The organism is Aeromicrobium sp., assembly GCF_036676885.1.
Classification (GTDB): Bacteria; Actinomycetota; Actinomycetes; order Propionibacteriales; family Nocardioidaceae; genus Aeromicrobium.
Genome location: NZ_JAKFCB010000088.1, coordinates 1 through 14,148 on the forward strand (window position 1 = coordinate 1; position 14,148 = coordinate 14,148).

The window sequence follows — 14,148 nt, forward strand, 5'->3', positions numbered from 1 at the left end:
TCGACCGTCGTCGGCGTCATGCCGGCGAGCAGGATCGGCGACTTGCCGGTCAGGCGAGTGAACCGGGTCTCGACGTGCAGGCTGCCGTCGGGCAGCGTCACGACGCTCGGGGCGTACGCGGACCAGGGGGTCGCGAGGCGCGGGGCGGCACCGGCGGCGGTCAGCTCGCGGTGACCACGACGGGTCGTCGTCGCGATGACGCCGGCTCCGCGGCTGCGCAGCTCGCGTGCAGAGAGGCGGGCGGCGATGTCGGAAGGTCCGAGGTCGAGGATCCAGGTCGCGCCGGCGTCGAGCGCCGACTCGAGCGACTCGACCCAGTCGACGGGGTCGACGATCGAGCGCATCGTGAGCGTACGGGCGCGGGCTGCGTCGAATCCGCAGGCCTCGGCCCAGGTCGCGACGAGGTCGGCGGCCTCAGCGAGGTCGGGGTGGTGGAACGCCAGCTGCGCCGGCAGCGGCTCCAGGACGGGGGCGAACGGCGAGCCGCCCGTGACCTTGCGCTCACGGTCGGACTTCTCGGCAGCCGCGACCTCTTCGAGGCGGGCCTCGACGACGCGAAGGCTGTCGGCAGGACCGGACAGCACCACGCCGCGGCGGCCGTTGCGCAGGCGCGAGACGACGCGCAGCGATGCCGGGAGCTCGGCCAGGATCGCGTCGATGCGCTCAGGCACGACGTTGGAGACGCTCAGCATCGTGCTGCCGAGCAGGCCGCGGCGGCGGCCGACGAGCTGCGAGGCCGCACCCATCAGGCGGGCGAGGGCGAGCAGCTCGACGTCGTCGACGCCGGCGAGCGACTGGGTCGCGAGGTCACCCTGCGAGTGGCCGATGACGGCGGCGGGTGCGACGAGCTGGGTGTCGACTCCCTGGCGGCGCAGCGCGTGGAGGCCGGCGAGCTGCGTGAGCAGGATGCCTGGTACCGAGGCTCCGGGTGTATCCAGCACCGCGGAGCTCGGCAGTTCAGGAGCGTCGTCGTCCTCGGCGGACTCGCCGACCGCGATGACGTCGGCCCACTCGAGCGGCGTGAACGTGACGCCGACCCGGGCGAGCTCGGCGGCGACCGGAGCGAGGCGCTCCTCGGCCTGCGACACGAGGGTCTCGAGCTCGGACTCGAGCGCGAAGTCACGGATCAGACCGGCAAGCGGCTCGAGCCACGGAGCACCCTGGCCGCCGAACGCAATCGCGTACGGTGTGCCGGCGGAGATGCGATCGATCAGGGCGCCGCGGCGCTCGGTCGGCTGGATCGTGGCAAGCGGGGTGTCGATTGTCGTCACGTGGAATCCCTCGGGGTACTGCCGTCGCTGGATCGACGGGCGGTCCCACCATCATCGCAAAACATGAGGGGTTCCTCAAGTTTTATCCGAGGGTTTCCTCATGTTTCTCGCGAGAGGTAGGTCACAATGCGCAGACGAAGGGGCCGCGTCCGATCGACGCGGCCCCTCGCCCACTCAGCTCCGGCGTTCAGTCACCGGTGTACCGGAAGATGTAGAGCCCGTAGTCGCGATCGCTCGCGGCGACGTACTCGACACCATCGTGCTCGAACACCTGGACGCCCCAGAAGTTGCTGCCGCCCTCATCGATGTACCGCCCGGTCTCGACCAGCTCGTCCGCGACGATCTTGGCCACCCGGAACCCGCCCGAGTAGTACGAGAAGTACGCCAGGTCGGCGCGCTCGTGCGACGTGGCCACCTCGTGGACCGAGAGATCGCCGAAGCCCTGCGCCTTATCGGGATCCATCGCCTCGGGGATGGCGTACGTGTCCAGCTCGGCCATCTTGCCCGCCGAGTTGTCATACAGGTGCACGTAGCCCCAGCCGTCGAAGAACGCCCGCAACGAGACGAGGTCGCCGACGTCACCGAGGCTCACGCCGGGAATCGCACTGGTCGCGCCCGCGAGGCAGGCCGCGTTGTCGTACGAGCCCTCCTTGTCGAAGAAGCCGAACCCGGTCCTGCGATCGACGGAGAACGACGGGATGCTGCCCTCGACGCTCATCCCGAAGGCGCTGCAGCCGTCCGAACCCTCGCGGTTGGCGACGATGACGCCTTCATACCCGCCGGCCGCCTCGACGCTGGCGACCTTCTCGGTGAAGGTGCAGACCCCGCGCATCACGATCGCGACCTGCGTGCCGCTCGTGGTGGTCGGCGCAGCCGGCACGGCCGCGTCGCCCGTGCACGCCTGTCCGACGTAGACCGCGTCGCCACTGAACGTGTCGCCATCCTGGAGCTGCGGAGTGCCGCTGCCCTGCGAGACCTGGAACAGCGTGGAGTCATCGTCCGTGTGGCCCTCGGTGCCGTTCGGCGCGAAGTCCTCATCGGCCCCGATGACGTAATCGTTGTCCAGGGTGTACTCGGCCTGGTGCCCGTTGCCCTCCGGCTTCTCGATCTTGCCCGTCGACTCCGCGAGCTGCGGGTCCGGGTTCGCGAAGTCGGTGTCACCGATGTAGACCGGGTTGAGCGGGTCGCTCATGTCGACCTGGACATAGCCCGCGTCCCAGTAGGACAGGAGCATGACCTGCTTGCCCCCGATCTCCTTGACGATCATGTCGTGGAGGAAGACCTCGGTGAGGTTGGCCGGCGCACTCTGCAGGATCTGCGGGAAGCGCTGGTCGAGGTCGTACTCGGCGATCAGCTTGGCCTTCTTGGGGTTGGTGATGTCCATGATGTCGACATCCGTGCCCTCGTCGTTGTCCACGATGACGGCGTACGCCTTGTCGCCCGCGTCCCACGCGAAGACGCTGTGGATCTGGTTGGCACTCTTCTTGCCCTGGCCACTCACGGTGAAGTCGCCCACACCCTCGGCCAGCGGTGTCGGGTGGCCCGGGTTCGTCACGTCGTAGATGTTCATACCGCCGACGCCGGTCTTGTCCTTGCACTTCTCGTTGTTGCTCACGAGGATGTCGCCGTTGAAGGCCGGTGTGTCGATGTGCAGGGTCTGGATGCCCTCACCGGGGTAGCTGCCCTCCTTGGCCTGGATGAACGCGACCTCCTTGGGCGCCGCAGGATCCTTGATGTCCACGACATGCACGCCGTTGTACTTGCATGTCTCAGAGCCCCAGGCGGCGAGGTAGGCGTGGTCGTTGAAGACCCCGACGTCCGCGATCTTCCCCGGCTCGACGTTCTTGAGCCTGAGCTTCGAGACGAGGTCGACGTTCTCATTCGTCGCCGGCAGGTGGCCGGTGTTGTCGCCGTGCTGATGGGTGTCGTGCGCCCCGTCGTCGGTGATGGCACCGTCGTGGTCGGGATGGGCCGAGGCAAGGGCTGAGGTTGACAGCACCAGACCCCCGACCATCAACAGGATGGATGTCCTGCGCTTCAGAGATGAGATCTTCATGTGTTCTCCCCGAACTGTGAGATGGATAGAGCGGACTCTGCCATGGCGTCTCACATGTTGGGAATACCTACGAAGTTTCAAACATCCTGTCTCGTGAACCAGCGCCCACGACGGGTCTCAGACACCACCGGTCAGCGTGAGTCCGCCATCGATCGTGATCGTCTGACCGGTGACCCACGCGGCATCCTCGGACAGCAGGAACGCCACGACCGAGCCGATGTCCTCCGGTGCCCCGAGCCGCTTGAGCGGGTAGGTCGCTGCGACCTCGTCCTCACGCCCCTCGAAGAGCGCTGTCGCGAACTTGGTCTTGACGACCGCTGGAGCGACCGCGTTGACCCGGATCTCCGGCCCGAGCTCGAGCGCGAGCTCCTGCGTCACGTGGATCACGCCGGACTTCGACGCGCCGTAGACACCGATGCCGGGCGCCGGCTTGAGACCGGCGACCGAGGCGACGTTGACGATCGCGCCGCCGTTGGCCTCCATCCAGGCGCGATAGACCTTCTGCGCCCACGCGATCGACGAGATCACGTTGACCCGGAACGTCTTCTCCGCGGCGCCGAGATCGACGTCGATCATGCGGCCGTACGTCGGGTTGATCCCGGTGTTGTTGACCAGGAAGTCGATGCGGCCGAATGCGTCCATCGTCGTCGCAACGGCCTCGTCCTGGTGCTCGGCGTCGTCGGCGGCGCCTGCGACGAAGATCGCGTTGTCGGGGCCCCCGAGCGACTCGACCGCCTCGGCCAACGGGCCGGGCTTGCGAGCCGTCAGACACACCCTCGCGCCATCGGCCACCAGCCGCTCGGCGACGGCAAGGCCGATCCCCCGGCTCGCGCCGGTGACGATCGCGACCTTGCCGTCGAAACGCTTGCTCGTCACGCTCTGCGCACTCAAGACAGGCGCTCGAGGACCATGGCCATGCCCTGGCCACCGCCGACACACATCGTCTCGACGCCGAACTGCTTGTCGTGGTGCTGCAGCGAGTTGATCAGCGTGCTGGTGATGCGCGCGCCGGTCATGCCGAACGGGTGGCCGATCGCGATCGCGCCGCCGTTGACGTTGAGCTTGTCGATGTCGATGCCGAGCGCCTGAGCGGATCCGAGCGCCTGGACCGCGAACGCCTCGTTGATCTCGAACAGGTCGATGTCGCCGATGCCCATGCCGGCGTGGCCGAGTGCCTGCTTGACCGCCTCGACCGGGCCGAGGCCCATGATCTCGGGCGACAGGCCGGTGACACCGGTCGACACGATGCGGGCGAGCGGCGTGAGGCCGAGCTCCTTGGCCTTGGTGTCGCTCATGATGACGACCGCCGCAGCACCGTCGTTGAGGGCGCAGCAGTTGCCCGCGGTGATGGTGCCGTCGGGCCGGAACACGGGCTTGAGCTGCGACACGGCCTCGTACGTGACTCCCGCACGCGGTCCGTCGTCGGTGCTGACGACCGTGCCGTCGGGGAGCGTCACCGGGGTGATGTCCTTGGCCCAGAAGCCGTCGGCGATGGCCTTCTCGGCGAGGTTCTGGCTGCGTACGCCGAACTCGTCCTGTTCCTGGCGGCTCATGCCGATGAGCTGCTGGACGTTCTCGGCGGTCTGGCCCATCGCGATGTACGCATCGGGAAGGGTGCCGTCCTCGCGGGGATCGTGCCAGGCCTCGGCGCCGCCCTCTGCGCGCTTCTCGGTGCGTCCGACGGCCTCGTCGAAGAGCGGGTTGTGGGCAGCTGCGATGTCGGACATGCCGTTGGCGAACCGGCTGACGGTCTCGACGCCGAGCGACAGGAACACGTCGCCCTCGCCGGCCTTGATCGCGTGGAACGCCATGCGGGTCGTCTGCAGGCTCGACGAGCAGTAACGGTTGACCGTCACACCGGGCACGTGGTCCATGCCCGCCTGCACCGCGACGATGCGTCCGAGGTTGTTGCCCGACTCGCCGGCCGGCTGGCCGACGCCCAGGTGAAGGTCGACGATGTCACGACGGTCGAGCTCGGGGACCTTGGCCAGCGCCGCCTCGAGCATCAGGACCGACAGGTCGTCGGGACGCATGTCCTTGAGCGATCCCTTGACGGCTCGGCCGATGGGCGAACGTGCGGTTGAGACGATGACTGCTTCGGGCATTTCGTTGCCTTCCTGATGGGTGGTCCGGCCTCAGAATCCGAGGTCGCGGCCGATGAGCTCTTTCATGATCTCGTTGGATCCGGCCCAGATCTTGCTGACGCGGGCATCGCGCCACGCACGGGCGACGCGGTACTCGTTCATGAACCCGTAGCCGCCGTGCAGCTGGACGCAGTGGTCGAGGACGTCGTTCTGGATCTCCGACGACCACCACTTGGCCTTGGCCGCGTCGATCGCCGTCGCCTCGCCGTTCGTGTGGGCCAGCACCGCCTGGTCGACGTACGCCTCGGCGACCTCGATCTTGGTCACCAGCTCGGCGAGCAGGAACTTGTTGTGCTGGAGGCTGCCGATCGGCTGCCTGAACGCCTCGCGGTCGTGCGCGTACTGGATCGTCTCGGCGAGGATCTGCTTGGCATGCGCGATGTTGGACACCGAGCAGGTCAACCGCTCCTGCGGCAGGCGCTCCATCATGTAGATGAAGCCGCGGTCGACCTCACCGAGGATGCGGTCGTCACCCACCCGGACGTTCTCGAAGAACAGCTCCGACGTGTCGGCCTCGCTCTGCCCGACCTTGTCGAGCTTGCGACCCCGGCTGAAGCCTTCGTCCGTCGCCTCGAGGCCGAACAGCGTGATGCCCTTCGCGCCCTTCTCGGGCGACGTACGCACGGCAGTCAGGACCAGGTCGGCGGAGTAACCGTTCGTGATGAACGTCTTGGAGCCGTTGATGACCCACTCGTCGCCGTCGCGGACCGCGGTGGTCTTGAGCGCGGCCAGGTCCGAGCCACCGCCGGGCTCGGTCATGCCGATGGCCGTGACGATCTCGCCGGAGACGCATCCAGGCAGCCAGCGCTGCTTCTGCTCGTCGGTCCCGAGGTCGACGATGTAGGGCACCGCGATGTCGGAATGGATCGCGGCACACGAGGCGAGCGCGGCATTGAGCTTGCTGAGCTCCTCTGCCCACACCGCGTTGAACCGGAAGTCCCCCGCCTCGGCGCCGCCGAAGTCCTCGGGGATCTCGAGCCCCAGGAAACCCTCGGCGCCGGCCGCGAGCCAGAAGTCGCGGGGCAGTGCCTTGTCCTCGAGGTACGTCTCCAGGTTGGGGGTCACGTGCTTGGCCAGGAAGGCTGCACACGAGTCGCGGAACGCGTCGTGGTCCTTGTCGTAGATCGTTCGCCGCACTGCACTGCCTTCGTGATCAGGAAACTGGGAGCGCATACCCGCCCTAAGCGCTTGCTTAGCATGCAAGCACTCCGTCATGCTGTCAACCGAAAGAGGTGTGGACATGACGACCATCACGGCCCGGGAACGGCTGATCAACGCCGCGATCGAGGCGTTCGCCGAGAAGGGCTTCGCCGGCACGACGACGCGCGACATCGCCTCGCGCGCCGGCATGAGCCCTGCGGCGGTCTACGTTCACCACGACTCCAAGGAGAGCCTGCTCTTCACGGTCAGCGTCGAGGGCCACCGCAGCGCGTTGGAGGTCATCACGAACGCCGCCGCGTCGAGCAGCGAACCCATCGAGCGCCTGCGGACCATGGTCTACGACTTCAGCCTCTGGCACGCTGACAACAGCCGGGTCGGGCGAATCGTGCAGTACGAGTACCACGCCCTGACCGACGAGCACCGTGCCGAGGTCGCGACCTATCGACGCAGCATCGAGAAGACGATGCAGGACGCCCTGGCCGACGGTGTCGACCAGGGCGTCCTGGATGTCGTCGACGTTCCGGGGACGGCGTTCTCGCTGCTGTCCCTCGGCGTCGATCTCGTGCGATGGTTCGAGCCGGGCGGTTCACGCTCCGGCCACGAGCTGGCCAGCCTTCATGCCGATCTGGCAGTCCGGATGACCCTTCGGACCTAGGCCTGGAGAACGGCCTCGGCGACGATGTGGATCGAGATCTTGTCGCCGACCATGACCTTGCCGCCCTCGAGCGGGATGTTGAAGTCGATGCCGAACTCCTTGCGGCTGATCTCGGCGGTGGCCTCGACGCCCACACGCGTGCCGCCCCACGGGTCGCCGCCCTCGCCGAGGAACTCGGTCGTGAGCTCAACCGGCTTGGAAACACCCTTGATCGTCAGGTCACCCGTGACGACGAAGTCCGTCTCGCTCTTCTGGACGATGCCGGTCGAGACGAACGTCATCTTCGGGTAGCTCTCGACCTCGAAGAAGTCGGCCGAACGAAGGTGGTTGTCGCGATCGGCGGTGCCGGTGTTGATCGAGTTGAGGTCGACCGTGACGTTGACCGTCGACGCCGTGAGGTCCTCCTGCGTGACGATCGTGCCCTCGACGGCTTCGAACTTGCCACGGACCTTGCTCATGAGGTGGCGGACCGAGAAGCCGACCTCGGTGTGGGTGGGGTCGATCGTCCAGGTTCCGGTGCTGACTGCGGTTGCAGTGGTCATGAATTCTCCTCGAAGTATGTAGTTGATCCTTCAACAAGATAGACTCTAGCACGCGGTTGAAATTTCAATCAACCGTCTTGCAGAGTAGGATACGTCACATGGAGACGACGACGGCCACCCCCTGGCTCACCGCGGAGCAGCAGCGCATCTGGCGCGCGTTCCTCGGCGGCACGACCGTTCTGATGGATCGCCTCGACCGCGACCTGCGCGCGGCGCACGGTCTGTCGATGCCCGAGTACGAAATCCTCGTACGCCTGTCCGAGGCGCCTGGCCGTGCGATCCGCATGGCCGAGCTGGCCGATGCGGTCGCCCACTCCCGCAGCCGGGTGACCCACACGATCGCCCGGCTCGAGCGCGAGAACATCGTCGTACGCGGACAGTGCGCCGAGGACGGCCGCGGCGTCTCCGCCGTGCTGACCGATCACGGCTTCAGCGTGCTTGAGGCGGCCGCACACACGCACGTGCAAGGCGTGCACGACTACCTGATCGAGAACGCCGACCCGGCGGACTTCGCCGCGATGGGCCGCATCATGCAGAACGTCGTCGAGCACCTGCACGGCAAGAACTTCTGAGCCGTCGCCTGCTCAGTCGCGGGTCAGCTTGCGGTAGGTCACGCTGTGCGGACGCGCGGCCTCCTCGCCGAGTCGCTCGACCTTGTTGATCTCGTAGTCGGCGAAGTTGCCCTCGAACCAGAACCAGCGCGCGGGGGTCTCCGCGTTGCCCTCCCACGCGAGGATGTGCGTCGCGACGCGATCCAGGAACCAGCGATCGTGCGACACCACGACGGCGCAGCCGGGGAAGTCGAGCAGTGCGTCCTCGAGCGACTGCAGAGTCTCGACGTCCAGGTCGTTGGTCGGCTCGTCGAGCAGCAGCAGGTTGCCGCCCATCTTGAGGGTCAGCGCCAGGTTGAGCCGGTTGCGCTCGCCGCCTGAGAGCACGCCGACCTTCTTCTGCTGGTCGGGGCCCTTGAAGCCGAACGAGGCGACGTAGGCGCGGCTCGGGACCTCGTAGTTGGCGACCTTGATGAAGTCGAGCTCGCCGGACACCAGCTGCCAGATGTTGAGGTTGTTGTCGATCCCGCCACGGCCCTGGTCGACGTACGAGATCTTGACCGTCTGGCCGACCTCGAGCGAGCCCTCGTCGGGCTTCTCCTCCCCCACGATCATCCGGAACAGCGTCGACTTGCCGACACCGTTGGGGCCGACCACGCCGACGATGCCGGCACGCGGCAGGTCGAACGTCAGGCCGTCGAACAGCTCACGGTCGCCGAAGCTCTTGTGCAGGTCCTTGGCGTTGAGGACGACATCACCGAGTCGCGGGCCGGCCGGGATGTTGATCTCCTCGAAGTCGAGCTTGCGCCCGCGCTCGGCCTCGGCGGCCATCTCCTCATAGCGGCTGAGTCGTGCCTGGTTCTTGACCTGGCGGGCCTTGGCGTTGGACCGCACCCATTCGAGCTCCTTGGCGAGGATCTTGGCGCGCTTGGCGTCCTTCTTGCCCTCGACCACGAGGCGGGCCTGCTTGGTCTCGAGGTACGTCGAGTAGTTGCCCTCGTAGGGGTGCGTCTTGCCACGGTCGAGCTCGAGGATCCACTCGGCGACGTTGTCGAGGAAGTAGCGGTCGTGGGTGATCGCCAGGACCGCGCCGGGGTAGCTCGCGAGGTGCTGCTCGAGCCACAGCACGCTCTCGGCGTCCAGGTGGTTGGTGGGCTCGTCGAGCAGCAGCAGGTCAGGCTGCTCGAGGAGCAGCTTGCAGAGCGCGACCCGGCGACGCTCACCACCGGAGAGGTGGTCGACCATCTCGTCCGGCGGCGGGCAGCGCAGCGCGTCCATGGCCTGGGCGAGACGGGAGTCGAGGTCCCACGCGTTGGCGTGGTCGAGATCGGTCTGCAGCTCGCCCATCTCGGGCAGCAGCGTGTCGTAGTCGGCGTCGGGATCGGCCAGCTCTTCGCTGATCTGGTTGAACCGGTCGAGCTTGGCCTTGATCCCGCCGACGGCCTCCTCGACGTTCTCGAGCACGGTCTTGCCCTCGGTCAGCGGCGGCTCCTGCAGGAGGATGCCGACCGACGCGTCAGGATCCTTGATCGCGTCGCCGTTGTCGGTCTGCACCATGCCGGCCATGATCTTGAACAGCGTCGACTTGCCGGTGCCGTTGGGGCCGACGACGCCGATCTTGGCGCCGTGGAGGAACGACAACGTGACGTCGTCGAGCACGACCTTCTCGCCGAGCTTCTTGCGGACGTTGCGGAGGGTGAAGACGTAATCGGCCATATGACTCAGCGTAACGAGCCGAGCCCACTGCCGACGAATCGGATCAGGCCGCCGGCGTCTCGACGGACTCGCCCTCGAGCTCGGCGAGGGCCGCCACGGTGCCGTCGTTCCTGGCCGCGGCCGGTGGCTGACGATCGACCCGCTGCAGCTTCGTGACACCCCAGGTGAGGTCGTGGCCGATCAGGTTGGCCTCGAGCACCGTGCTCTCACGCGGCTGGCCGTCCTGCGTCGTCCACTTCTCGGTGCGCACCTTGCCGATCACGACGATCGGATCACCCACCTCGAGCGACTCTGCGGCGTTCTGCGCGAGACTGCGCCACGCCTTGACCGAGATCCAGATGGTCTCGAGGTCGCGCCAGGTGCGCGTGGCTGCGTCGAAGTAGCTCGGGGTCGACGCGACGCGGAACAGGACCCACGGGACGCCGCCCTCGCGCAGCTCGACCTTGGTGCCGACACGGCCATGGAACGTCATGGTGTTGTCGTTGGACATCGGATGACTCCTTCATAGATGAGGAGCTCCAGACTCGCCACGCAACGTGCGCGACGTCAGCGCCAGCGACGCGGCCTGTGGACGGAGACGGCGAACCGGCCGGCTGTGGAAACGGTCAGGAGAGCGCGGCGCGGATGCCCGAGCGATAGGCCCCGTAGGCGTCGAGCTCGGCCTGGATCGGCGTGATGACGCGCTCGGTCGCCACCCGGTCGATCGCCTCTCGCAGCTGGCGGTCGGCTCGCTTGGCCTTGCGCCTGCCGCCGATCCGCGAGGCGAGGCTCGACAGCGCACCGAGGACGATGCCCGCGACGAGCGAGCCGCCGGCGATGGCGGCCGCCATCGGCACGCCGCCGACCTTGCCGAGGTCGGGCAGGTCGAACGAGACGAGCTGCTGGATGCCCTGGGCGGCGAGCCAGCCGAGGCCGCCGACCATCGCGACGAACAGCAGGAGCTGGACGACCTGGACGACGCGCCACCAGATCGCCGGCCTCGCAACACCGAGGCCGGTCTCGTGGATCGCCCGGTCGAGCGCGTCGATGATGTCATCGCCGGGAGGGTTGGACGCATCACGGATCGCGTCACGCCAGGGTCGCTCGAGCCCGATCGAGGCCTTCTCGGCGGCGTCACGGATCGCGAGCTCGGCATTGGCGCGCTGGACGTTGCCGGCCTCGGGGACGGCGGCACGCGCCAGCGCCGACATCGAGAGGTCGTCGCCGAGGCCCAGCTCCTTGAGCGGGTCCTTGCGCAGGCTTCGGAGCCACTGGGCGATCGGCCAGCCCGTGCGCTGTGCGGCGCGCCGCCACGTCGACCAGGACACGGCATCGACGATCTGCGGCACTCCGGCGCACTCCACGAGTGCCTCGTCGAGCGCCTCGCGGTCTGCCGGCGCGAGGCCGGGCGCATCGCTCGTGCCGCCCACCTGGGCGATGACGCCCGCTGCTGCTGAGATGTCCGACGCGAGCCGGGACTTGGCCGACGACTTGGCCCTGATGCGGGTGGCCATCTCGCGCTTGAGGTCCTCGACGCCGTCACCGCGAGTCGCCGACACGCCGATGACCGTGACGTCGGGCAGGCCCTCGTCGGCGAGGATGCGCTTGACGTCGGTCAGCGCGCGCTCGCGCTGCTCGAACGGGATGCGGTCGATCTGGTTGAGCACGACGAGCGTGACATCGGCGTACGACGCCATGGGCCGGATGTAGCGGTCGTGGATCGCGGCGTCGGCGTACTTCTGCGGGTCGAGGACCCACACGAGCAGGTCGGCGTACTTGATCAGGCGGTCCATCTCGAGATGGTGCGAGACCTCGGTCGAGTCGTGGTCAGGCAGGTCGAGCAGCACGAGCCCGTCCAGCCGGGTGTCCTCGGCGGAGTGGTCGAGCATGCTCATGCGGGACACCTGGTGGCGAGCCGGTATGCCCATCCACTCCAGCAGTCCCTGCGCCCCGTCGGGACCCCAGGCGCAGGCGAGCGCCCACGAGGTCGTCGGGCGGCGTACGCCGACACCGGCGAGCTCCAGGTCGGTCAGGGCGTTGAACAGCGAGGACTTGCCCGAGCCGGTGGCGCCCGCGAGCGCCACGATCGTGTGTTCACCGGACAGCGTGAGGCGTTCGGCGGCCCGGCCGGTCAGCATCTCGGCGGGCGCGAGGATCTCGGGATCGATGCGGCCGCGGCTCGCCTCGACGGCCTTCGTCAGCCCTTCGAGCCGTTTCGCGACATCGTTGCGATCGCCGCCGAACACTGCTTCGGCGGCGTCGCTCGGGGCAGTCATGTCGTCGTCTCTCCGTTCAGGAAGTCGGCATGTCGAGCGTATTCGGCCTGACGTGCGGATTCGCGGAGGACAGCCTGGTGCGCCTTGATGGTGTCGGGAGTCTCGACGAGGTCGAGGAAGCGCTGCATCTCGTCCTCGAACAGCGCGGCGGCGCGCGACTCGAGGTCGGCCTGCGCCCGGGCCGACAGGGTCTCGACGACGTCTTCTCCGAAGATCGCGTCGAGGAGCTTGTGGCCCAGGGCCGCGGTGCCTCCGGCCTCCTTGCCCTCACCGTTGCGCGAGAACATCACGATCATCAGCGCCACACCGATGCCGTTGACGCCGAAAGCAAGGAACCGCGCCGTCATGCGCTTGTCGGCGCCCTCGACGCGTACGAGCTCGAGCACCGCCTGCCGCCAGTCGTGCACCATGCGCTGCGCACGGACCCGGAAGTCGCGGGAGGCGCGATCGATGCCGCGGTTGGCGTCGAGCAGCGTACGGCCGGCGGGGTGGGCGGCCCACGCGCGGGAAGCAGCCTCTGCGGCCGCCTCGGCGTGCTCGACCAGCAGCATCTGAACGCCGGTCTCGATCGCCTCGACGACCTCGGTGGAGCGCGTGCGCTTGCCGGTCACGCCGTCGACGAAGCGGTCACGGATGCGGCTGACCTTCTCCTCGACGGAGCGCAGCAGCTCGCCGGTGCCGACGAACTCCTGCCAACGCGCCAGCACCTCGCCCTTGAGCACGGTGCCGTCGGTGACCTGCACGGCGAACGTTTCGAGGGCCTTGCGGTAGATCGTGTCGATGTCGCCGTGCAGGACCTCGGAGGCCGCAATCTGGGCGTCCATCGCGTCGGCGACGTCGTGCGTGCGCAGGACCACGTGGCGGACCGCGCCGTCGAGCGTACGAGCCATGACCATCTTGCGGGCGGCCGGATCCGCGGCGAGCTCGTGCAGCCACACCACGATCGGCGAGACCGCGTCACGTGGGAGGAGCCCGTCGGCGTCGACGCCCGACTCCGGGACCGTGAACAGCGGGGAGTCCGACAGTCCGCGTGACGTCATCATGCGCGCGAGGTGGCCCCGCACCTCGATGACGGCCTCGGACGTCGTGCGGTCGAGGACCACGGCGACCGACGTGCTGCGCTCGGCCGCCTGGCGAAGGTAGTCCCACGGCACCTGGTCGGCGTAACGCGCCGCCGAGGTGACGAACAGCCACAGGTCGGCGGCGGCGAGGAGCTGAGCGGCAAGCTCCCGGTTGCCCCGGTCGATCGAGTCGACATCGGGTGCGTCGAGGATCGCGAGACCGCGTGGGATCTTGTCCGACGTGGCGAGCCGCAACGCATACGTGTCGTTCGTCGGCACGGTGGTGCGCGGCAGGTCGGGCAGGATGCGGTCCGGCAGGAACCACTCGGCATCGTCCGGGTGGTGCACCAGGACCGGCGACCGGGTCGTGGGCCGCAGGACGCCGGACTCGGTGACGCGCTCCCCCACGAGCGAGTTGACGAGTGTCGACTTGCCGGCACCCGTCGAACCGCCCACGACCGTCAGCAGCGGAGCGTCGAGCTGCACGAGTCGGGGCAGCACGTAGTCGGACAGCTGGTCGGCGACCTTGGCCTGGGTGCCGCGGGCCACGTCGACGTCCGCGACCTCGAGTCGCAACGTGATGTCACGGACGCTGGTCAGAAGCTTGCTCATTGCGCCAAGGAGCTCGGCCGAAGCGTGTTCGCTGGCCACTGGGTGCTCCTCTCGTCGACGATGATCTGTGCGCATGGGTGTCTGTGCACAGATTAGTGGACGAGGGGGCACTTCGCCGCCACGC

Annotated in this window: 11 protein-coding genes and 1 pseudogene; 2 read left to right on the forward strand and 10 right to left on the reverse strand. The window is 67.9% G+C overall.

What is annotated here, in order from left to right; all coding sequences use genetic code 11:
• The 5 genes and pseudogenes from V6M46_RS04645 to V6M46_RS04665 form a co-directional block, all read right to left on the reverse strand.
• A pseudogene (locus V6M46_RS04645) lies at positions 1-1,271 on the reverse strand (3-oxoacyl-ACP synthase); the annotation flags it as partial.
• 187 nt (positions 1,272-1,458) lie between these two features.
• Entirely contained in the window at positions 1,459-3,327 is a 1,869-nt protein-coding gene (locus V6M46_RS04650) for a PA domain-containing protein (RefSeq protein WP_332662609.1), read from the reverse strand.
• Between the two features lie 117 nt (positions 3,328-3,444).
• The gene (locus V6M46_RS04655; protein WP_332662611.1) at positions 3,445-4,203 is read right to left on the reverse strand and encodes an SDR family oxidoreductase; all 759 of its coding nucleotides are present in this window, start codon (positions 4,201-4,203) and stop codon (positions 3,445-3,447) included.
• A gap of 11 nt (positions 4,204-4,214) precedes the next feature.
• The gene (locus tag V6M46_RS04660; RefSeq protein ID WP_332662612.1) at positions 4,215-5,432 is read right to left on the reverse strand and encodes an acetyl-CoA C-acetyltransferase; all 1,218 of its coding nucleotides are present in this window, start codon (positions 5,430-5,432) and stop codon (positions 4,215-4,217) included.
• A 30-nt stretch (positions 5,433-5,462) separates the two neighbouring features.
• A complete protein-coding gene (locus V6M46_RS04665; protein WP_332662613.1) occupies positions 5,463-6,608 on the reverse strand; it encodes an acyl-CoA dehydrogenase family protein in 1,146 nt (381 codons plus the stop codon).
• Between the two features lie 103 nt (positions 6,609-6,711).
• On the opposite strand from V6M46_RS04665, the gene V6M46_RS04670 reads away from it, so the two are divergent.
• Positions 6,712-7,287, forward strand: coding sequence for a TetR family transcriptional regulator (locus V6M46_RS04670; RefSeq protein WP_332662614.1), 576 nt, complete (start codon positions 6,712-6,714; stop codon positions 7,285-7,287).
• Here the strand turns inward: V6M46_RS04670 and V6M46_RS04675 are convergent.
• Positions 7,284-7,829 (reverse strand): YceI family protein, encoded by a 546-nt coding sequence (locus V6M46_RS04675; protein WP_332662615.1) that lies wholly within the window; start codon positions 7,827-7,829, stop codon positions 7,284-7,286. The two genes, V6M46_RS04670 and V6M46_RS04675, sit on opposite strands and share 4 nt — an antisense overlap.
• 98 nt (positions 7,830-7,927) lie before the next feature.
• Here V6M46_RS04675 and V6M46_RS04680 point away from each other — a divergent pair, with 98 nt between their 5' ends.
• Positions 7,928-8,401 carry a MarR family winged helix-turn-helix transcriptional regulator gene (locus tag V6M46_RS04680; RefSeq protein ID WP_332662616.1) on the forward strand — a complete coding sequence of 158 codons (474 nt, stop codon included), beginning with the start codon at positions 7,928-7,930 and terminating at the stop codon, positions 8,399-8,401.
• Between the two features lie 12 nt (positions 8,402-8,413).
• On the opposite strand, the gene ettA is transcribed toward V6M46_RS04680, so the two are convergent.
• From ettA to V6M46_RS04700, 4 genes are all read right to left on the reverse strand, one after another.
• Positions 8,414-10,096 (reverse strand): energy-dependent translational throttle protein EttA, encoded by a 1,683-nt coding sequence (gene ettA, locus V6M46_RS04685; RefSeq protein ID WP_332662617.1) that lies wholly within the window; start codon positions 10,094-10,096, stop codon positions 8,414-8,416.
• A 43-nt stretch (positions 10,097-10,139) separates the two neighbouring features.
• Positions 10,140-10,586 carry a single-stranded DNA-binding protein gene (locus tag V6M46_RS04690; RefSeq protein WP_332662618.1) on the reverse strand — a complete coding sequence of 149 codons (447 nt, stop codon included), beginning with the start codon at positions 10,584-10,586 and terminating at the stop codon, positions 10,140-10,142.
• Between the two features lie 115 nt (positions 10,587-10,701).
• The gene (locus V6M46_RS04695) at positions 10,702-12,351 is read right to left on the reverse strand and encodes a GTPase (RefSeq protein ID WP_332662619.1); all 1,650 of its coding nucleotides are present in this window, start codon (positions 12,349-12,351) and stop codon (positions 10,702-10,704) included.
• Positions 12,348-14,024, reverse strand: coding sequence for a GTPase domain-containing protein (locus tag V6M46_RS04700; protein WP_332662620.1), 1,677 nt, complete (start codon positions 14,022-14,024; stop codon positions 12,348-12,350). Before V6M46_RS04700 ends, V6M46_RS04695 begins: the two co-directional genes overlap by 4 nt.
• Positions 14,025-14,148: the final 124 nt, after the last annotated feature.